17 protein-coding genes are annotated in these 20,341 nt (G+C 69.8%); 6 read left to right on the top strand and 11 right to left on the bottom strand.

What is annotated here, in order from left to right:
* Nucleotides 1-53 precede the first annotated feature (53 nt).
* The 3 genes from OGL88_RS13350 to OGL88_RS13340 form a co-directional block, all read right to left on the bottom strand.
* Nucleotides 54-908: an AbiJ-NTD4 domain-containing protein gene (locus tag OGL88_RS13350; protein ID WP_263091694.1), complete on the bottom strand. Its 855-nt coding sequence runs from the start codon at nt 906-908 to the stop codon at nt 54-56.
* A gap of 648 nt (nt 909-1,556) precedes the next feature.
* On the bottom strand, nt 1,557-2,015 hold the full coding sequence (locus tag OGL88_RS18175; RefSeq protein ID WP_263091693.1) for a hypothetical protein: 459 nt from the start codon (nt 2,013-2,015) through the stop codon (nt 1,557-1,559).
* A 308-nt stretch (nt 2,016-2,323) separates the two neighbouring features.
* Nucleotides 2,324-3,547: an alpha/beta fold hydrolase gene (locus OGL88_RS13340; protein ID WP_205462341.1), complete on the bottom strand. Its 1,224-nt coding sequence runs from the start codon at nt 3,545-3,547 to the stop codon at nt 2,324-2,326.
* 23 nt (nt 3,548-3,570) lie between these two features.
* Here OGL88_RS13340 and OGL88_RS13335 point away from each other — a divergent pair, with 23 nt between their 5' ends.
* The 4 genes from OGL88_RS13335 (at nt 3,571) to OGL88_RS13320 (ending at nt 8,894) form a co-directional block, all read left to right on the top strand.
* A complete protein-coding gene (locus OGL88_RS13335) occupies nt 3,571-4,152 on the top strand; it encodes a DUF3000 domain-containing protein (RefSeq protein WP_263091692.1) in 582 nt (193 codons plus the stop codon).
* Nucleotides 4,149-5,405 (top strand): HRDC domain-containing protein, encoded by a 1,257-nt coding sequence (locus tag OGL88_RS13330; protein WP_374114448.1) that lies wholly within the window; start codon nt 4,149-4,151, stop codon nt 5,403-5,405. Before OGL88_RS13335 ends, OGL88_RS13330 begins: the two co-directional genes overlap by 4 nt.
* A 127-nt stretch (nt 5,406-5,532) precedes the next feature.
* Nucleotides 5,533-6,753 (top strand): thiolase family protein, encoded by a 1,221-nt coding sequence (locus OGL88_RS13325; RefSeq protein WP_222661027.1) that lies wholly within the window; start codon nt 5,533-5,535, stop codon nt 6,751-6,753.
* Nucleotides 6,750-8,894 (top strand): 3-hydroxyacyl-CoA dehydrogenase NAD-binding domain-containing protein, encoded by a 2,145-nt coding sequence (locus tag OGL88_RS13320; RefSeq protein WP_263091691.1) that lies wholly within the window; start codon nt 6,750-6,752, stop codon nt 8,892-8,894. Before OGL88_RS13325 ends, OGL88_RS13320 begins: the two co-directional genes overlap by 4 nt.
* A gap of 124 nt (nt 8,895-9,018) precedes the next feature.
* Here OGL88_RS13320 and OGL88_RS13315 read toward each other — a convergent pair whose 3' ends face one another.
* From OGL88_RS13315 to dut, 6 genes are all read right to left on the bottom strand, one after another.
* Nucleotides 9,019-9,753, bottom strand: coding sequence for a hypothetical protein (locus tag OGL88_RS13315; RefSeq protein ID WP_263091690.1), 735 nt, complete (start codon nt 9,751-9,753; stop codon nt 9,019-9,021).
* Nucleotides 9,754-9,888: 135 nt separating this feature from the next.
* Nucleotides 9,889-11,820 carry a 1-deoxy-D-xylulose-5-phosphate synthase gene (gene dxs / locus OGL88_RS13310; RefSeq protein ID WP_263091689.1) on the bottom strand — a complete coding sequence of 644 codons (1,932 nt, stop codon included), beginning with the start codon at nt 11,818-11,820 and terminating at the stop codon, nt 9,889-9,891.
* A 109-nt stretch (nt 11,821-11,929) separates the two neighbouring features.
* Nucleotides 11,930-14,746, bottom strand: coding sequence for an aconitate hydratase AcnA (gene acnA / locus OGL88_RS13305; protein WP_263091688.1), 2,817 nt, complete (start codon nt 14,744-14,746; stop codon nt 11,930-11,932).
* A 129-nt stretch (nt 14,747-14,875) separates the two neighbouring features.
* Entirely contained in the window at nt 14,876-15,544 is a 669-nt protein-coding gene (locus tag OGL88_RS13300) for a DUF3159 domain-containing protein (RefSeq protein WP_263091687.1), read from the bottom strand.
* Nucleotides 15,545-15,692: 148 nt separating this feature from the next.
* Nucleotides 15,693-16,430 (bottom strand): DUF3710 domain-containing protein, encoded by a 738-nt coding sequence (locus tag OGL88_RS13295; RefSeq protein WP_240347288.1) that lies wholly within the window; start codon nt 16,428-16,430, stop codon nt 15,693-15,695.
* Complete coding sequence (gene dut / locus OGL88_RS13290) at nt 16,427-16,915, bottom strand: dUTP diphosphatase (protein WP_263091719.1); 489 nt, start codon at nt 16,913-16,915, stop codon at nt 16,427-16,429. The genes OGL88_RS13295 and dut overlap by 4 nt, the downstream gene beginning before the upstream one ends.
* Before the next feature lie 69 nt (nt 16,916-16,984).
* Here dut and OGL88_RS13285 point away from each other — a divergent pair, with 69 nt between their 5' ends.
* A complete protein-coding gene (locus OGL88_RS13285; RefSeq protein ID WP_111086383.1) occupies nt 16,985-17,416 on the top strand; it encodes a DUF3093 domain-containing protein in 432 nt (143 codons plus the stop codon).
* 127 nt (nt 17,417-17,543) lie between these two features.
* On the opposite strand, the gene OGL88_RS13280 is transcribed toward OGL88_RS13285, so the two are convergent.
* A complete protein-coding gene (locus OGL88_RS13280; RefSeq protein ID WP_031263038.1) occupies nt 17,544-17,843 on the bottom strand; it encodes a DUF4193 domain-containing protein in 300 nt (99 codons plus the stop codon).
* Nucleotides 17,844-18,119: 276 nt separating this feature from the next.
* Here OGL88_RS13280 and sepH point away from each other — a divergent pair, with 276 nt between their 5' ends.
* Nucleotides 18,120-19,145, top strand: a complete 1,026-nt coding sequence (gene sepH, locus OGL88_RS13275; protein ID WP_263091686.1) for a septation protein SepH — start codon at nt 18,120-18,122, stop codon at nt 19,143-19,145.
* A gap of 12 nt (nt 19,146-19,157) precedes the next feature.
* Here sepH and OGL88_RS13270 read toward each other — a convergent pair whose 3' ends face one another.
* Nucleotides 19,158-20,324 carry an alkaline phosphatase family protein gene (locus OGL88_RS13270; protein ID WP_263091685.1) on the bottom strand — a complete coding sequence of 389 codons (1,167 nt, stop codon included), beginning with the start codon at nt 20,322-20,324 and terminating at the stop codon, nt 19,158-19,160.
* Between the last annotated feature and the right edge of the window lie 17 nt (nt 20,325-20,341).

The following is a 20,341-nucleotide window of genomic DNA, read 5'->3' as shown; positions in this document are numbered from 1 at the left end:
ATGCTGCCCTCGTGACAGCTTGACAAAGTACAGCGCCTCAGTGCTTGATGGCCTCACGCCGTCTGAGCTTCACCCTTTCGACTCGCGTCGAGGAGAAGCGTCACAAATGCAGAGCAAGTGACCAATACGTATTTAGCCAAGGCTTGATCAGCATGTGAGATCTCTTCGTTGCCATGCCTGAGACCGCCAGCGTCCGATGTCCACCCGTACATTGAGGACCATGCCGACAGCAAAGCTCGGTGCATGGGCATCCCTGCGCCGGGTAGGGCTTTGATTGCAGTGCCCAAAGTCGAGGCTCCAGTGATTGAACGCGCCACTGACTCCACGGCAGAAATAGCTTCCTTGATGGAGTTCCGGTAATCAGGCCTCTCTCGGTTTGCAAGTAGAGCGAGCGACTGGCGTAGATGCTCATGAGCAGCGCTTGATCCCGGTCCAGCCGCGTCTAAAGCATCGGCCACTGCTGCCATCTCTTCTTGACGGTCGAACGGCACTAGCTGGCCACCGCTTAGGCGGTATCCCACGAGATTTCGTTCGAAACGCCCGTTGATGGCCTCCACGATCACGTGTTCCCAATTTGGCGCCCATGCACGATCGACCGCATTGAGGCGCTCAAGCACCGCTTCAATGGTGTCCATGCAATGGAAGAATGATTTTTCGAGAATCGAACTTTTGATAGTTCGCCATATACCGACAGTGCTCGGAGCTTCATCACGGGCCCTTCGGTAATGCGAGACCCACAGCAGTTCGAGCATAAACTCCTCTGCTTCCTCGTCTTCATGATCCGAGAATGCAGTCTGCAGGAGTACCAGGACGTTCCATACGTCCATCCTTGTCTCTACATCGAGATCGTCGCGCTGAATGAGGGTACGGGGCTCGACATACCCGTAGCGCTCAGAGAATCGGGCCATACGGCCATGCTATGCGGTCTTGTGGCGCAAGTGGACAGCTGCTTCGCTCTTCAGGGCAAGCATGGCGCTTGTTTGGCTCAGTGACTGGCCCCGGAGTTCCAGTGGCATGGCTCCGGGGTCGAGCCGTGCCCTGCACTTGCACTGCTGACGATCTTCGTGATTTGCTGCTCCCTACAACCGAACAGAAGTCAGGGTCTGGTCAAATGCCCCGGCCGGTGAGCACTTCGCGCACGCCGAGATCCCACGAGGGTGGAAGGTCCGACAACGGACCGGCCCCGGACTTTTCGTCCAGCGCTTCCCGTCCCCGCTACCAAGCGGGTTGGATCGCGGGGTGCGTTTTGCCGTTCGGGCGCGCTCCCGCCTCGGGAAAGCGCCATGTACGCCACTGCAAATTACGACCACATCACACTGCCCAGCGAGGACCTCGAGCGCCTGCTCGTCCTACTGTTCGGCGAACAGTGACCACGCTCAGGCGATGGCCGCTTGAGTCCGCGGTCCACCCCCGAACGACTCCCCTACGACTACGCCCGGCTCGAGACCCCCCAGCAGGACTCGCCCGGCTCGATGCTCGAGCACGCGCTCGGTTGGGCCGCGGTGGGGTGGAACGTCTTCCCGCTCCAACCGGGAAAGAAAGTGCCAATGCGCGACTCAAAGGGCGCGCTTGACGGCAATTAGGACGAGGACCAGATCCGTCGGTGGTGGACACAGTTCCCGACCGCGAACATCGGCGGCAACCTCGGGGACGACAAGCTGGTCTTCGACGTCGACGCCAACCACGGAGGCGAAGCTCTCCGCGCCTTCCACGCCATCCACACTCACCGGTCCGGCCGCGGTCGCGAGAACAAGCACTTCATCTACGGCATCCGGCCGGGCTCCGCCGCTTGGTCGCTCCGCCAGCGCAACGGTTGGACCACTGGCGTCCGTTAGAGCGAGTGAGCGAACGAGGACCTTGTCGTTCCGCAGGAGACCAGGCCGCCCGGCACTCATCCTCAGCCACGCCGAGGCGACGGACATCGCCGACAGCATCTGGCTGCTCATCGACAGCGAGTTCCGCGGATACCTTCCTGGCACGGATCTGACCGACGAGACGAACCCGGTCGTTCGCATCGACGCGTTCAACAGCGGCGAATGGACCGTGACGGTCCGCGTCGCTAACGACGATGAGCGGTGCCTTCGACCGAACGCACGGACCAGCGCAGCCCGGCCGACCGGCAACTCGTCTCGAGAAGTTCGGGCCACGCCAGCAGACGACGAACGGAACGATTGCCGCACCACCCGCTTGGTGAGCAGGAAGGGTCGAGTGCGCGACGGTGACCCGATCATCTCTGCTCACGAAGCGACTAAATGGACGCAGCGTCGGACGGGAGGCCCGTGGCGGGGTCGCTACGCGCCTCCCGTCCGCCCTTCGGTCGCGTCTACCGCGCGCTGGCCGCCCCGCGACGCTGGACCACCTCGGTGAGCCACGCGAGGATGCGGGCGTCGAACCAGTCGGCGTCGTGGTTCCAGAGCTTGGTGTGCCGGGCAGTGGTCTGGACCTCGAGCCGGACCAGGTCGGGCCGTGCGCGCGCCAGGTCGTGCGAGGCCGAGGACGGCACGAACCCGTCGTCGTCGCTGTGCAGCAGGAGGATCGGCACCGTCAGCTCGGCGGACCGGGTGACCATGTCGAGCTCCCGCAGGTCCACCGGCTGCTGCAGGCCGGCCAGGCGGTGCAGCACCGGCGTGCGGAGCAGACGCTGGGCGACCTTGCGGACCGGCCGCGGCAGCCCCATGAGCTGGCTCTGCGACTTGAGCACCGCGTGCCAGTCGACCACGGGCGACTCGAGCACCACACCGTCGACGAGCTCGGCGAACCGTGAGCGCAGCAGGGTCTGCAGCACGACGGCGCCGCCCATCGACCAGCCCATGAGCACGACGCTCTGCGCGTTCTGGGCGCTGAGCCAGCGGAGGACGGAGTCGATGTCCTCCCACTCGGTGCTGCCCAGGCCGTAGCGGCCGTCGACGCTCGGCGGAGCGACGCCGTCGTTCCGCCACGACGCGAGCACGACCGAGTAGCCGGCGGCGCGGAAGACCGGGACGGCGCGGATGGTCTCGGCACGGGTGACACCGCGGCCGTGCACCAGGACGGCCCACGGGGCGTCCGGGTCGTCGGCGCGGACGACCCAGGCGGGTGCGGGCCCGTTCGGGGTCGGGATGTCGATGTCCTCGACGGGCACGTCGAGCTCGCCGGGGGTCAGGTAGAACCAACCGCCCCAGCGACCGCGTCGTGCAGCGGTCGGGTCGCCGGCGTCGATCGCGATGATGCGGCGCGTGACCGTGGTGTCGGTGGTTCCGAGGACCTCACCGACGCGCATGTGCCCGGTGCCGGCGCCGAACCAGAGGGAGTACCGGCCCTGCAACTCGGTGTCGGCGGTCCGCTCGATGGTCACGGTCATCCGGACCGGGTCGACGGCGTGGATCGGGACGCGTTCGGTGCGCTTGCGGTCCGGGGTGACGACGGCGCGGGCGACGGCGGCGACGAAGCCACCGATGACGGCCGTCCCCACGGCTGCTGCGGCCAGACCGGCGCCGAGGGCGATGAAGCCGGCCGATCGTGCGGTCTCCTGGACGGCGTCCTCGGCGGGTCGCGCGGATCGGGACATGGCCCGGAGCCTAGTCTGCATGTGTGTCCGAAACCCGAGAGCCCGACGCTTTCGCGCGGCTCCGCGCGTTCGTGTCGTCCGGCAGCAGCCGCTCCGAGACCACCGTCACCGAGATCCCCTCGCCCACGCGGATCGCACCGTCCTCGATCGCCCTGGCGGCGGACGTGTCCGGCACCGCGCACGGCGCCCCGTCCGACCTCGGCACCGGACGCTTCATCGCCCTGTACGACCCCGAAGAACCCGAGGGCTGGGGCGGCGCGTTCCGGGTGGTCTCGTTCGCGCAAGCACCACTCGAACCCGAGATCGGTGTCGACGAGTTCGTCGCCGACGTCACGTGGAGCTGGCTCGTCGACGCGCTCGCGACGCACGGTGCCGAGTACGACCACGCTTCGGGCACGGCCACCAAGATCATCTCGCGCGGGTACGGCGACCTCGCCGCACAGGGAGACGGCGCCCAGCTGGAACTCCGCGCGTCGTGGACGCCCCGCGGCGACGACCTCACCGCACACGTCCAGGCATGGCAGGACATCGTCGCCATGCTCGCCGGTCTGCCTCCCGCCTCGGACGGTGTGACCCTACTGGCCCCGAGGAGGCTCGCCAAGTGACCGACCCCGCCAGCTCGACCCCCGGTGCGCCGGACCCCGCGTTCGAGGACTCGCACGAGGCCGTCAAGGTCATCGAGTCGCGCGACGACTACCTCGAGGCCGTCGCGGCGATCGCCGCAGGTCACGGGCCCGTCGCCGTCGACGCCGAACGCGCCAGCGGCTACCGCTACTCACAGCGCGCCTACCTGATCCAGGTGTTCCGGCGTGGTGCCGGCGCGTTCCTGTTCGACCCGATCCCGATCGGCGACTTCTCCGAGCTGCAGGCGGCCATCGTCGACGAGGAGTGGCTGTTCCACGCCGCCTCGCAGGACCTGCCCTGCCTGCAGGAGGTGGGTCTCGTCCCGACCCGCATCTTCGACACCGAACTCGGAGCCCGCATCGCCGGGTTCCCCCGGGTCGGTCTCGGCGCCGTCGTCGAGCAGCTGCTCGGGATCACGCTCGCCAAGGCGCACTCGGCAGCGGACTGGTCGACCCGGCCGTTGCCGCAGTCGTGGCTCGTCTACGCGTCGCTCGACGTCGAACTCCTGCCCGACCTGCGTGACGCCCTCGCCGCGGAGCTCGACGAGGCCGGCAAGTCCCGCATCGCGGAAGAGGAGTTCGACGCGGTGCTGCACCGCGCCCCGAAGCCCGTCCGTGCCGAGCCGTGGCGTCGCCTGTCCGGCATGCACGCGCTCCGTGGCGCCCGCGCGCTGGCGATCGCCCGGTCGCTCTGGGTCGCCCGTGACGAGTACGCCCGCGCGGCCGACATCGCTCCGGGGCGCACGATCCCCGATGCCGCGATCGTCGCAGCGGCAGCCGCCGCACCGTCGTCGCGCACCGAACTCGGCGCTCTGAAGGCGTTCACGGGTCGCGCCAGCCGGTCCGAGCTCGACCGCTGGTGGGCCGCGGTCGACGAGGGCCGCACGACCGAGGACCTGCCGAAGCTCCGCGGCTCCGGTGAAGCGACGCTCCCGCCGCCCCGCGCCTGGGCCGACCGCAATCCCGCGGCCGACCGCCGGTACAAGGCCGCACGGGCCGCGGTGACGAAGCGGTCCGAGGAGCTCGACATCCCGCTCGAGAACCTCCTCACCCCGGAGACCCTGCGCGTGGTCTCGTGGGCACCGCCGTCGCCACCGTCGACCGAGCTGGTCGGGGCCGCCCTCGCCGCACACGAGGCCCGCCCCTGGCAGGTGGAGGAGCTCGCCTCGATCATCGCGTCAGCCTTTGTCGCTGCTGCACAGCAGCCCGCGCCGGCGGATGACGTCGAGTCGTAGGAACCGCCCAACCGGCATGCGGCCGCCCAGCCTGGGGGCATAGCGTCGGGAGCGTCGCCGGGCGAGGCCCGGCCGGCCGGAGCGACCAGCGTTCCGGCCCGATCGATGAGGATCTGGGAGGCCCGGATTGCCAAAGGCATCAGACGTCGTGTTCGTGGACGGAGTACGGACGCCGTTCGGACGAGCCGGCGAGAAGGGGGTGTTCTGGAAGACCCGGTCCGACGACCTCGCGGTGCACGCGATGCGCGGACTGCTCGACCGGAACGCCTCGCTCGACACCGCAGCGGTGGACGACGTCGCCGTCGCGGCGACCACGCAGCAGGGTGACCAGGGGCTGACCCTCGGCCGTACCGTCGGCATGTTGGCCGGCCTGCCGAAGTCGGTCCCCGGGTACGCGATCGACCGCATGTGCGCCGGCGCCATGACGAGCGTCACGACGCTCGCGGGTGCCATCGCCTTCGGTGCCGCGGACATCGCGATCGCCGGTGGCGTCGAGCACATGGGGCGCCACCCGATGGGCTTCAACTCGGACCCGAACCCGCGGTTCATCGCCGAGCGCATGGTGTCGAGCGACGCGCTGGTGATGGGGTCCACCGCCGAGCGCCTGCACGACCGCTTCCCCGCGATCACGAAGGACCGCACGGACGCCTACGCCGTCCAGTCCCAGCAGCGCTACGCCGCCGCGTGGGCAGCCGGCAAGCTGCAACCCGACGTGATCCCGGTCGAGGTGAACAAGGGCGACGGCTGGGACGTCGTCAGCACCGACGAGCCGCCGCGTCCGGGCACGACGCTCGAGGCGCTGGCCGCGCTGAAGACGCCGTTCCGCCCGCACGGACGGGTGACCGCCGGCAACGCCGCCGGCCTCAACGACGGCGCGACCATGAGCCTGCTCGCCTCGGCCGAGGGTGCCAAGGAGCACGGCCTGCCGACGAAGATGCGCATGGTCTCGTTCGCCTTCGCCGGCGTCGAGCCCGAGGTCATGGGCGTCGGCCCGGTCCCCGCGACCGACAAGGCGCTCTCGAAGGCCGGCCTGTCCATCGACGACATCGGCCTGTTCGAGATCAACGAGGCGTTCGCGGTGCAGGTGCTCGCGTTCCTCGACAACTACGGCATCGCGCAGGACTCCGCGAACGTCAACGCGTGGGGCGGCGCGATCGCCGTCGGCCACCCGCTGGCATCGAGCGGTGTCCGCCTGATGACCCAGCTCGCCGCGCAGTTCGCCGAGCGCCCGGACGTCCAGTACGGCATCACCACGATGTGCATCGGACTCGGCCAGGGCGGCACCGTCATCTGGGAGAACCCCGGCTTCAGCAAGTCCGCAGCACGTTCGGCTCGGAAGGGGGCATGAGCATGACCACTGTCGACACCGACCGTCTGTCCGAACTCAGCGAGGACGAGGTCGTCACGCACTCGTTCGTCAAGCACGTCACGATGCCCTCCGGTGGCACCCTGGCGCTCATCACGCTCGACAACGGCAAGGACTACAAGCGTCCGAGCACCCTCGGGCCGCGTACGCTGCGCGAACTCTCCGGGGTGCTCGACACCCTGAAGACCGAGGCGACGGCCGGCACGATCCAGGGCGTCGCGATCACCGGCAAGGAGTACTGCTTCGCCGCCGGTGCCGACCTGTCGCAGGCAGCGTCCGTGCCGTCGCGGGACGTGGCGCACGACCTCGCGGCCCTCGGCCACGCCACCCTCCGCAAGCTGTCCGACCTCGGTGTGCCGTCGTTCGCGTTCATCAACGGCATCGCCCTCGGCGGCGGGCTCGAGATCGGGCTGCACTGCACCTACCGGGTGTTCTCGTCCGCGGCGCAGGGCATCGGCCTGCCCGAGGTCTTCCTCGGCATCATCCCGGGCTGGGGCGGCGCGACGCTGCTCCCCCGCCTGATCGGTCCGGAGCGCGCGCTGCGGGTCATCGTCGAGAACCCCCTCAAGAACAACCGCCTGATGGACGGCCCGGCCGCGGTCGAGATCGGCATCGGCGACGTGCTGATCCCGTCGGTGACGTTCCTGCCGTCGGCAGTCGCCTGGGCCGACGGCGTCATCGCCGGTCGTGTGTCGGTCAAGCGGCCAAACGAACCCGGCATGCTCGAGAAGGCTGCCTGGGGCACGGTCGTCAAGGTCGCCCGTGGGCAGGTCGCGTCGAAGATCGGGACGGTGCCGAAGTCGCCGTTCCGCGCGCTCGACCTCGTGGCCGCCGCTCGCGGCGGTTCCCTGGACGAGCGGTTCGCCGACGAGGACGACGCCCTCGCCGACCTGCTCTCCGGCGACCAGTTCGCCGCGTCGATGTACGCGTTCGACCTGGTGCAGAAGCGTGCGAAGAAGCCCGTCGGTGCACCGCAAGGCGTCGAGCCGAAGAAGATCACGAAGGTCGGCGTCCTCGGCGCCGGTCTGATGGCCTCGCAGTTCGCGCTGCTGTTCGCCCGACGACTCGGCGTCCCCGTCGTGATCACCGACGTCGACCAGTCCCGCGTCGACGCCGGTGTCGAGCGGATCCGCGGTGAGGTCGGCAAGCTGCTCGAGAAGGGGCGGATCTCCCCCGACGACGCCAACCGCATCACGGCACTCGTCAGTGGGTCGGTGTCGTACGACGCCTTCGTCGACGCCGACTGGGTGATCGAGGCCGTCTTCGAGGAGATGAGCGTCAAGCAAGAGGTCTTCCGGAAGATCGAGCAGGTCATCGCGCCGGATGCCATCCTCGCCACGAACACCTCGTCGTTGTCCGTCTCCGAGATGGGTTCGGTGCTCTCCGACCCGTCGCGCCTGGTCGGGTTCCACTTCTTCAACCCGGTCGCCGTGATGCCGTTGCTCGAGGTCGTCCGCACCGCCGACACCTCCGACGAGACCCTCGTCACGGCTCTCGCCGTCGCGAAGACCCTCAAGAAGACGGCGATCATCACGGCCGACCAGCCGGGCTTCGTCGTGAACCGCGTGCTCGCTCGGGTGCTCGGTGAGGCGATGCGTGGCGTCGAGCAGGGCACCTCGTTCGACGTCGTGGCGGCCGGTGCCGCGCCGCTGGGACTGCCGATGTCGCCGTTCGAGCTGCTCGAGCTCGTCGGACTGCCGGTCGGGGCGCACGTGCTCGACTCGCACCACGCCGCGTGGCCGGAGCGTTTCTACCCCGGTGACGGGCTGAAGAAGATCGCCGAGCACGGGAAGATCCTCACCCGCGACAAGAAGGGCACCGCGACCGGGTACGACCCTGCCGCCGTCAAGCTCGTCGCGCCGTCCAAGAAGGACGCGGAGCCCGTCGACGCCGCAGCGATGCAGCAGCGCTTCGAGGACGCCCTGGCCGACGAGCTGCACCGCATGCTCGAGGACGAGGTCGTCCAGCATGTCGAGGAGATCGACCTCGGCCTGATCCTGGGTGCGGGCTACCCGTTCCAGGCCGGTGGGATCAGCCCGCACCTCGACCGCAGCGGTGCGTCCGAGCGCGTCTTCGGCGGGAGCTTCCACGACCCGCTGATCGTCGGCCCGGCTTCGCGCTAGCCGGCGCGAGTCCGTCCCGCACAACCGAAGTCACCCCGAATCGCGGATCGCCGTGGTTCGGGGTGACTTTGGTTGTGCGTGGCCGGCCCGCTGCGGTGTTGTCCACCGCCGCCGTCAACCTTCGTCAACCGCCGACGCAGTCGTTGCTGCCGCTGAAGCACGGCGGGACCGACGGCCGTGGTGCCGACGGCTCGGGCGGCTCGTTGTCGTACGACGTGAAGTACGCGGCGCTGTGCGTCACGACGAGCACGTAGTCCGCCCTGCTCGCCCGGACGGCGTCATCGCGTCGGTCGACGCCGAGACCCGGTGCGGACTGCACGACGGACGATCCCTCCGACTGCCACAGTCCGAATGACCCGTCCCAACCGCGGACCCGCACGACCGCGAACCGGTCCTGCCCGCGGTCGCTGCCGAGGGCGATCGACTGCCGCCCACCGATGTCGACCAGGGACGGCGTCGATCCGTCCGGCTGGATCGCCTGTGCCACGAGGTCCTCGTCGGTCAGGCCGCCCGCGCGCAGCGCCGGACCGACGATGCGCACCGCGTCGGCCGGTGTGGTCGCACCGTCGATCGTGTACACCGCTCCGGCGTCGATCCGGCACGTCGTCCCCGAAGCGGGCTGGAAGAACCCGGCGTTGCTCGCGTTGCCGCACGAGTCGGTCCAGGTGGCATCGACCCGGTGGACTGCGGCGGTGCCCTTCCAGTCGACCACACGGTGCATCGTCTGTCTGGCGCCGACCCGGGCATCGGCACCGAGCTCCGGCGCGACCGAACCGTCGTTCATCGCTGCGCACCCCGAGGACAGCGCCACCGCGGCGAGACCGATCGCCACCGCCGTCGTCCTGAACCACCGTCGCATGGGGCGATCCTGCCAGACGTCCCCGAGGGACATGCCCCTGACGGCATGGGTGACCTTCCGGCGGAACCAGGTTCCGGACACAGCACCGCGGAAGTACGTGGTGCCATGTCCGGAACCTGGTTCCGCGCGACCCGCCTATCGATCAGCGGACTCCCGCGATCGCGCGGGCTTCGCCTGCGGCAGCTTCGTCCCGACGACCTGGTCGATGACGTCGCGGGCGATCGCCTGCGCGGTCAGCCCGACGTCGGCGAGGATCTGCGACCGGGTCGCGTGGTCGATGAACTCGTCCGGCAGCCCCAGCTCGTTCACGCCCGTGTCGACCCCGGCGGCCCGCAGGTCCTGCCGGAGCCGGGTCCCGACACCACCGACGCGCACGCCGTCCTCGATCGTGATGACGAGCCGGTGCGTCCGCGACAGCTCGATGAGCGAGCCCGGGATCGGGACCACCCAGCGCGGGTCGACGACGGTGACGCCGATGCCCTGCGCCTCGAGCAGCGCCGCGGCCTCGAGCGCCGTCGGCACCATCGAGCCGACGGCCACGAAGAGCACGTCCTCGACGCCGTCAGCGGCGGCGTGCAGCACGTCCACACCGTCGGGGAGACGACGGACGGCGGGGATGTCCGGTCCGACCTGGCCCTTCGACCACCGGAGCACGGTGGGGGCGTCGTCGACGGCGATCGCCTCGCGGAACTCCTCGCGCAGGGTCGCTGCGTCACGCGGTGCGGCGATCCGGATGCCGGGCACGACCTGCAGCAACGCGAGGTCCCACATGCCGTGGTGCGACGGTCCGTCCGGACCGGTGATCCCGGCACGGTCGAGCACGAACGTCACGCCGGCCTTGTGCAGGGCGACGTCCATCAGCACCTGGTCGAACGCCCGGTTCAGGAACGTCGCGTACAGCGCCACCACGGGGTGGAGGCCGCCGTAGGCGAGGCCCGCGGCGGTCGTCACGGCGTGCTGCTCGGCGATGCCGACGTCGTACACGCGGTCGGGGTGCTGCTCCTGGAACAGGTGCAGTCCGGTCGGACGGAGCATCGCCGCCGTGATCGCGACGATCCGGGGATCCGCGGCGCCGGCGTCGGCCAACGAGGACGCGAACACCGAGGTCCACGACGGACCCGACGCGGCGTCGAGCGACTCCCCCGTCTCCGGGTCGATGTGCCCGACGGCGTGGAACTGGTCGGCCTGGTCACGCAGGGCCGGCTCGAACCCGTGGCCCTTCTCGGTGATCGCGTGCACGATCGTCGGGGCGCCGTAGGCCTTCGCCTGACGGAGCGCCGCCTCCATGGCCCGCTGGTCGTGTCCGTTGACCGGCCCGATGTACTTGATGTCGAGGTTCGAGTACAGCGCCTCGTTGTTCGTGAAGCGCGACAGGAACCCGTGCAGGCCGCCGCGCATCCCGCGGTAGACGGCCCGGCCGGGGGCACCGAAGCGATCGGCCACGGCCCGGGAGGTCTCGTACAGCGCCCGGTACTCACGCCGTGTGCGCATGGAGCTGAGGAACCGCGCCATGCCGCCGATCGTCGGGGCGTACGAGCGGCCGTTGTCGTTGACGACGATGACCAGGCGGCGGTCGTTGTCGTCCGAGATGTTGTTGAGCGCCTCCCACGTCATCCCACCGGTGAGGGCGCCGTCTCCGACCACCGCGACGACGGTGCGGTCGGTCTGCCCGGTCTGCCCGAACGCGCGGGAGATCCCGTCGGCCCAGGACAGGGAGGACGACGCGTGCGAGGACTCCACGATGTCGTGCTCGGACTCGCTCCGCTGCGGGTAGCCGGCGATGCCGCCCCGCTCGCGGAGCTTCGAGAAGTCCTGCCGCCCGGTGACGAGCTTGTGCACGTACGACTGATGCCCGGTGTCGAACACGAAGGGGTCGTTCGGCGAGTCGAACACCCGGTGCATCGCGAGCGTCAGCTCGACCACGCCGAGGTTGGGCCCGAGGTGGCCGCCGGTCTTGGCGACCTCGGCCACCAGGAACCGGCGGATCTCGGCGGCGAGTTCGGTCATCTGCACGTCGGAGAGACGCTTCAGGTCGCGCGGCGACGTGATGCTGCTGAGCAGGCTCACGGGCGCTCCTTTCGTGGGGCTGTCGGCCCACTCTATGCGCGTGGGGACAGAACGGACTGGAGGCGCGGTGCCAGCTGGCACCGCGCCTCCAGGCAGTATCCGGGTCGCGTCAGACGAGCGACCGGAGCACGTACTGCAGGATGCCGCCGTTGCGGTAGTAGTCGGCCTCGCCCGGGGTGTCGATGCGGACGACCGCGTCGAACTCGACCGGCTGCTTGCCGGCGGGCGAGTGCTCGCTCGGCGTCGCGGTGACGTGCACGGTCTTCGGGGTGCGCCCCTCGTTCAGCTCGGTCAGGCCCGAGATCGAGACGACCTCGGTGCCGTCGAGCCCGAGGGACTCGACCGTCTCGCCCGCCGGGAACTGCAGCGGGACGACGCCCATGCCGATGAGGTTCGAGCGGTGGATCCGCTCGAAGCTCTCGGTGATGACGGCGCGGACACCGAGCAGGTTCGTGCCCTTGGCCGCCCAGTCGCGCGACGAGCCCGAGCCGTACTCCTTGCCACCGAAGATGACGAGCGGGATGCCCTGCTCCTGGTAGTGCTGCGACGCGTCGTAGATGAACGACTGCTCGCCGTCGGCGGTCGTGAAGTCGCGGGTGTAGCCGCCCTCCACGCCGTCGAGCAGCTGGTTGCGCAGCCGGATGTTCGCGAACGTGCCGCGGATCATCACCTCGTGGTTGCCGCGACGCGAGCCGTAGGAGTTGAAGTCCTTGCGGTCGACGTCGTGCTCGGCCAGGTACCTGCCGGCCGGGCTGTCCGCCTTGATCGAGCCGGCGGGCGAGATGTGGTCGGTCGTGACCGAGTCACCGAGCTTCGCGAGCACGCGGGCACCGGAGATGTCCGACACCGCGTCGGGCTGCATGGTCATGCCCTCGAAGTACGGGGGCTTCCGCACGTAGGTCGACTCCTGGTCCCACTCGAAGGTGTCGCCCGTGGGGGTCGGCAGGTTCTTCCAGCGGTCGTCGCCCTCGAACACGGAGCCGTACTCGTGGGTGAACATCTCGGTGTCGATCGACTCGTCGATGACCTGCTGCACCTCGGCCGCGTCGGGCCAGATGTCCTGCAGGTAGACGTCGTTGCCGTCCTGGTCCGTGCCGAGGGCGTCCTTGTCGAAGTCGAAGTGCATCGACCCGGCGAGGGCGTACGCGATGACCAGGGGCGGGGACGCCAGGTAGTTCATCTTGACGTCGGGGTTGATGCGCCCCTCGAAGTTCCGGTTGCCCGAGAGCACCGCGGTGACGGCGAGGTCGTTGTCCTGCACCGCCTGCGAGATCTCGTCGGGCAGCGGGCCCGAGTTGCCGATGCAGGTGGTGCAGCCGTAGCCGACCGTGTAGAAGCCGAGCTGCTCGAGGGAGGTCGTGAGACCGGCCTTCTCGTAGTAGTCGGTGACGACCTTGGACCCGGGGGCGAGCGTCGTCTTGACCCACGGCTTCGAGGTCAGGCCCTTGGCGGCGGCGTTCCGCGCGAGGATGCCGGCCGCCATCATGACGGACGGGTTCGACGTGTTCGTGCACGAGGTGATCGCGGCGATCGCGACGGCACCGTGGTCGATCGTGAACGGGTCGGCCCCGTCCATCGCGACCTTCGTCGGGGCCGAGGCCGTCGACGGGGCACTCGACACGTGGACGTGCTCGTGCAGGTCGGTGTCCTCGTTGGTCGAGCCCGCGGCGATCGGGTCGGAGGCCGGGAAGGTCTCCTCCACCGCGTCGTCGAGGTCGGTCTGCTCGCTCGGGGTCGTGTAGTTGTTCAGGTCGACCTCGAACTGGTCCTTCGCCTTGGACAGTTCGATGCGGTCCTGCGGACGCTTCGGTCCCGAGATCGACGGCACGACCGTGGAGAGGTCGAGCTCCATGTACTCGGAGTACGCCGGCTCGACCGAGGCGTCGTGCCACAGGCCCTGGGCCTTGGAGTACGCCTCGACCAGGGCGATCTGTGCCTCGTCGCGACCGGTCAGACGCAGGTAGTCGAGCGTGACGTCGTCGACCGGGAAGATCGCAGCGGTCGAGCCGAACTCGGGCGACATGTTGCCGATGGTGGCGCGGTTGGCGAGCGGGACGGCGCCGACACCCTCGCCGTAGAACTCGACGAACTTGCCGACGACACCGTGCTTGCGGAGTTCCTGCGTGATGGTGAGCACCACGTCGGTCGCGGTCACGCCGGCGGGGATCTCACCGGAGAGCTTGAAGCCGACGACCTTCGGGATGAGCATCGACACCGGCTGGCCGAGCATCGCTGCCTCGGCCTCGATGCCGCCGACGCCCCAGCCGAGGACACCGAGCCCGTTCACCATCGTGGTGTGCGAGTCGGTCCCGACGAGGGTGTCGGGGTAGGCGTAGGTCTCGCCGTCGAGGTCACGCGTGTAGGTGACCTTCGCCAGGTACTCGATGTTCACCTGGTGCACGATGCCGGTGCCCGGCGGGACGACCTTGAAGTCCTCGAACGCGGTCTGGCCCCAGCGGAGGAACTGGTAGCGCTCCCCGTTCCGCTCGTACTCGAGGTCGGTGTTGCGCTGGAGTGCGTCCGTGCTGCCGAAGAGGTCGGCGATGACCGAGTGGTCGATGACCATCTCGGCCGGGGAGAGCGGGTTGATCTTGTTCGGGTCGCCGCCGATGTCCGCCATCGCCTCGCGCATGGTGGCGAGGTCGACGATGCACGGCACACCCGTGAAGTCCTGCATGACGACGCGCGCCGGCGAGAACTGGATCTCGGTGTCCGGGTCGGCGTCGGGTCGCCAGGAGCCGAGCGCGCGGATCTGCGCCTCGGTGACGTTCTTGCCGTCCTCGGTGCGGAGGAGGTTCTCGAGCAGCACCTTCAGGCTGTACGGGAGCTTCTCGTGCCCGGGCACCGTGTCGATCCGGTGGATCGCGTAGTCGACACCCCCAACCGACAGTGTGTCCTTCGAGCCGAAGCTATTGACTGCAGCCACCGTGCCGCCTCCCTACTGATCGGTTTGCCCTCATCATCGCGGGCCGTGGTCCGTCCCACCAGCAAGGCAAACCTAATCCCGCTGACGTCGGAACGCCGGACGAGAAAGTCTCTTGATGTCGAGACAACTCTACACCGTGGCGGCGTCGTCCCTCCGCACGAACACGGTGCGGACCAGCAGCCACGTGACCCACAGCACGGCGGCGTAGAGCGGAACGCCGAGGATGAGCTTGAGGCCGGCGAGCAGCTCGACCTGCGCGGTGAGGTACAGCGGCACCTCGACGGCCAGGCGGAGCGCGAAGAGCCCGACCCAGATCCAGGTGGCGACCGTCAGCACGCGGCGCTTGACCGGGTCGGCGCGCCAGTCGACGTGCGAGCCGTCCTCGTTCGCCGGCAGCAGGAACCCGACGACCAGACCGATGAGCGGCCAGCGGACGGCGAGGGAGACCAGGAGCCCGACCAACCACACCGAGTTGATGATGATCCCCGGGATGAAGTTGCTCTCGGCGCGTCCGGTGATGAGTGCGAGGCCGGCCGACACCGCGACGCCGAGGATGCCCGCGAAGGACATCGTCAGCGACTGTCGCTGCACCAGGCGGAGGACGACGAACACCAGGCCGACGACGACCGGGATCACGACACTCGGCACGAGCTCCTTCGTGATCGCGTAGACGACGAGGAACGCGAACCCGGGCAGTACCGACTCGGCGAGGCCGCGGATCCCGCCGACCGCTCCGAGCAGCGCGCGCCCGGAGGGCGCCTCGCCAGGGGCGACGCGGGCGATGCCTGCGTTCTGCACCGCGTCGCGGAACTGTGCGGAGAACGACGGCGCAGCCGACGCTGCGTCAGGTGTTCCAGCGGACGCGGGCACGGCTTCGGACCCGGCCGTCTCGGGTCGGTGGGTGTCGTCGTGTTCCGGCACCGTGCCTCCAGGGCGGGTCAGGTCGTCAGATCGCGGTCTGCGTCGACTTCGGCATGTGCAGCGGGATGAGGTCGCGCGGCGGCATCGGCGTCGTGCCGCGCACGACGACGACGCTGCGGAAGAGCTCCTCGATCTCGCTCGCGTCGTCGGGCTGCTCGGCGGCCTTGCCGGCGATCACGCCGCGCAGGAACCAACGCGGGCCGTCGACGCCGACGAAGCGGGCCGGACGGACGCCGGCGGTGCCACCGTCCCCGTCGACCGCGACCGGCACGGACGCGCGGAGCTCGGGGCCGAACGGGCCGTCGACCTCGGTCACGACACCGCCCTGGCGCTCGATCTGCTCGGCGATCTGTGCGCGGATCTCGTGCCACAGACCCGTCGAGCGGGGTGCGGCGAACGGCTGGACCTGCAGCGTGGAGTCGTCGTAGTCGAGCCCGACCGCGACGACGCGCTGCGAGCCCTCCTCGACCTCGAGGCGCAGGTGCAGGCCCTCGCGCGGCAGGACCTTCACGCCGCCCAGGTCGACGTACGGACGGACCAGGTTCGCCTCGGTCTCGTCGTGCGGGCCGTTCTCGGCGCGGTCCTCGGGTGCGGACTTGTCCGTCGGGGCGACCCCGTCGACCTCGTCGAGGTCCGCGTCGGCGTCCGTCGCGATGTCGACCTCGGGGGTCGTGTCCGCGATCTCGACCTCGTCGGCGACGGCCTCGGCCACCTCGACCTCGGCGGCCTCGACCTCGTCACGCTTGCGTCGACCGAACTTCATGCGCGCGTTCCTTCCTGAACATCATCGGCGGCGCCGGTCACGGCACCGCTCCGGTCACCGTAGCCGGACGAGCCGAAGCCGCCCTGGCCCCGGACGCTGTCGGGGAGTTCCTCGACACGCGTGTACGTCACCCGCGGCACGGGCATGACGATCAGCTGTGCGATGCGGTCACCCGCGTGCACCTCGTACGGTTCGGACCGGTCGGTGTTGAGCAGCGAGACCTTGATCTCGCCGCGGTACCCGGAGTCGACCGTGCCCGGGCTGTTGACGATGGTGATGCCGTGCTTGGCGGCGAGCCCGCTACGCGGGACCACGAACGCGGCGTACCCCTCGGGGAGCGCGATCCGCAGCCCGGTCGCGGCCAGGTGGCGCTCGCCCGGCTGCAGCACGAAGGCCTCGGTCGAGACGAGGTCGGCACCGGCGTCACCGGGGTGGGCGTGTCCGGGGCGGTTCTCCCCGGTCCAGAGGACGTCGACTGGTTCCATCACGTGTCGAGGGTAGTGCAGAGACGTGACCCGACCGTGACCTGCCCCGAGTCGTGGTCGAATGGACCCGTGACCCTGTACCGCGAACGACTCTGGGCCCCGCCCGCCCTGTACCTGGCGACGGCGCTCGTCATCCCCGCCACCCTGCTCGTGTTCCTGCCCATCAGCGTGCTCGCCGGTGTGCTCGTGGCGATCGGCATGGAGCTCGGCGTCCTCGTGCTCCTGTGGGCTCTCGCACCCACCATCGAGGTCACGGACAGCGAGTTCCGCGCCGGCAAGGCGCATCTCCCCCGCGCACTCGTCGGCAGCGTCGAGGCGTTCGAGGGTGCCGAAGCGACCACGCAGCGCGGCCCGAAGCTGGACGCCCGAGCGTGGACGCTCTTCCGGGGCTACGTGCGCGGGGTCGTCAAGGTCGAGGTCCGTGACGACGCCGACCCGACGCCCTACTGGCTGGTCAGCGTCCGGCAGCCCACCAAGGTGGTCGAGGCGCTCCGGTCCTGACGGACCACGGCGGGCGACCGGGAGGCCCGGCCCGCGTCCGCCTCGCACCGCACGACGAAGGCCCCGCATCCTGGAGGATGCGGGGCCTTCGGTGATCGGTGCGTCTACAGCGCTGCGACAGTGCTCGCTACAGCGCTGCGCATTCCGCGCAGACCGGCCCGAGCTTCGACTCGTGGTCGAGCTGGGAGCGGTGCTTCACGAGGAAGCACTCGACGCAGGTGAACTCATCGACCTGCGGGGGCAGCACCACGACGTCGAGGTCGACGTCGCTCAGGTCCTGCCCGGCGAGTTCGAAGCTGCCGGGGTTGTCCGAATCATCGTCGACGACCCCCGACATCTTGTCGGGAACGCGCTCCTTGAGGGCCTCGATCGACTCCGAATCGGAGTTGTCATCGGTCTTCCGGGGGGCGTCGTAATCGGTGGCCATGCCCATCCATTTCTCGTATCGAGAGGTCGTCGCCGGGTGATCGGCGGCGACAGTTTGCACTACGTCCCGCCAGAGTGCAAACCGAGATCTGCGGCGGGTCGTCACGGCGCTGCAACCCGTGACCGGATCGGGACATTCCCGACACCCGTCGCCGCTGGTGCGCAGACTCCGCGGCACGCCCGTGCGCCTCCGTGGAAACCGTCCGCGACCACTGCATACTCACGGGGTACGACGCACGACCGTACGCGACGCTGGGAAGGCTGGACCATGCAAGACGTGAGAGTCATCGGAGTCGAGGCAGGCGCACTCCTCCTGGCGACCGACGGCGGTACCGAGTTCCGGTTGCCCGTCACGTCCTCGCTGCCGGGGCAGGTCCGGCAGGCCAATCCCGACGCCGGTCCGCAGAAGCGGGTCTCCCCCAAGGACGTCCAGGCACGCATCCGTGGTGGTGCCGACGCCGCCGACGTCGCGGCCGCGCTCGACGTCGACGTCGAGTACGTCCGACGCTTCGAGGGCCCGGTGCTCGCCGAGCGTGCGTTCGTCCTCGACGCCTCGCACCGCGTCCCGGTGACCCCGGTCGACGACGAGGCCCCCGACACCTTCGGCGCAGCGATCACCGCGAAGCTCGAGGCCGGCGAGGCCACCGCGATCAGCTGGGGCTCGTGGAAGCACCCGGAGAGCGGCTGGCAGGTCCGGGTCCACTACACCGCGGCCGAGGTCGAGCACGACGCCCAGTGGCGCTTCGACCCGAAGACCTCGACGCTCGTGCCGGACAACGGCGACGCGCACCGGCTCTCGCACACCGACGACGAGGGCATCGCGCCCCGCCTGCGCGCCGTGGAGTACGAGCAGCAGGACGACGACGGCACCCGCTTCGACTCCGGTGCCTTCCGCGTCGAGGAAGAGGACGAGGCCGTCACGAACCCCGACGTCTCCGACCGCGCCCCACTCCGTGCACCGCTGCCCCGCATCGGCCAGGCGGCCGTCGAGGAGCGCGCACCCGGCAACGAGACCGCCGACCTGCTCGAGGCGCTCCGCCGCCGCCGTGGGGAGCGCGAGGCCGCCTCGTTCGGCGAGCAGCGCGACGAGCCGGCCCGCGGCACCTCGATCAGCGTCGTCGACATCCCGCTGCAGGGGTTCGAGGACGAGTCCCAGGGCGATACCGTCCCGCCGTCCGCCGACGCCCGTCCGGCATCGGCGCCCGAAGCCGAGGGCCGTGCGGAGCGCAAGAAGCGCAACCGCCGGTCGATGCCGAGCTGGGACGAGATCGTCTTCGGCACGCGCCCGGAGGACCCGGCCTGAGCCGACCGTCCGCTACTGCGCGAATGCCCCGGCGAGCCGCAGCGGGACGAACGTCTCCTCGTCGGTCATCGCACCGTGCTGACCGATCATGCGCTTCGGCACCTCGCCGTCACGCAGCTCGCGGTCGTCGTTGAACGCCCACGACCCGCGTGCCACGACGATCACGTCGCCGATGCGCGGGACCACCTGCGGCGAGACCGCACCGAACCACCCGGCGGCGATCGCCTCGTCGCGGCTGGCGACGTACGCCTTCTTGCCGTAGCGCGCCCGGAACGCCCCGACCAGCCCGCGCACGTCGGTGCCCGGCGCCACCGTGAACTGGCGGCACCGCGGATCGCCGGCCACCCCGACGACGTCCTTCAGCAGGAGCGGGTCGATGGCGATGTTCGCGTGGTCGGGCACGTCGAGCACACCGTGGTCCGCGGTGACGAGGACGCCCACGTCCGGCGCACCGCGGGCGTCGAGGCGGGTGAGCTCGCCGTCGAGCAGCTCGAGCGTCGCCGTCCACCGGTCGGACTGCCACCCGGACTTGTGGCCGATCGAGTCGAGCTCCGGCACGTACAGGTACACGAGCGACCGACCGGTGGCGGTCTCGGCCAGGGCGGCGTCGATGCGCTCCGGGATCGTGTCCGCCGACACGTACCGCGCGCCGCCGAGCACGTTCGCGGTCATGCCCGACGCCCGGTACCGGTCGGGGCCGACGACGACGGGGTCGACGCCGAGCTCCGCGGCGCGGGTGAAGAGCGTCTCGGTGAGGAACCAGTCCGCGGGCACCTCGGTGTCCCACCCGCCGAGCAGGTTCATCACGGCAGCGGTGTCCGGGTTCCAGCCGCTGTACCCGACGACGCCGTGCGTGCCGGGCGACCGTCCGGTGGTCAGGGTGCTCAGTGCCGCGGCCGTCGTGGTCGGGAACCCGCTGCGCAGTCTCTTCGCGGTGCCGGACCCCTTCGCGGCCGTGAGCCAGCGGGCGTGCCCGGCGCGAGCCGACAGCGCGGCGCTCCCGAGTCCGTCGACCAGGACGACGATCGCGGAACGGGCGGGACGGAGGGCGATCCGGGCCTCCAGGCCGTGGTCACGCGACCACGCGCCGTCCGCAGCCCCGAGTGCCACGAGGCAACTCGGGAAGACGTCGGCGAGGTTGGCGGCGGCGTCGGGGGCCGTCGGTACGCTTGTTCCCATTCCAACGAGTCTTCCAG

Source organism: Curtobacterium sp. RIT-PI-V, from assembly GCF_025642935.1.
GTDB lineage: Bacteria > Actinomycetota > Actinomycetes > Actinomycetales > Microbacteriaceae > Curtobacterium.
The sequence above is the reverse complement of the archived record's forward strand: the minus strand, read 5'-3'. Positions and strand labels throughout refer to the sequence as shown.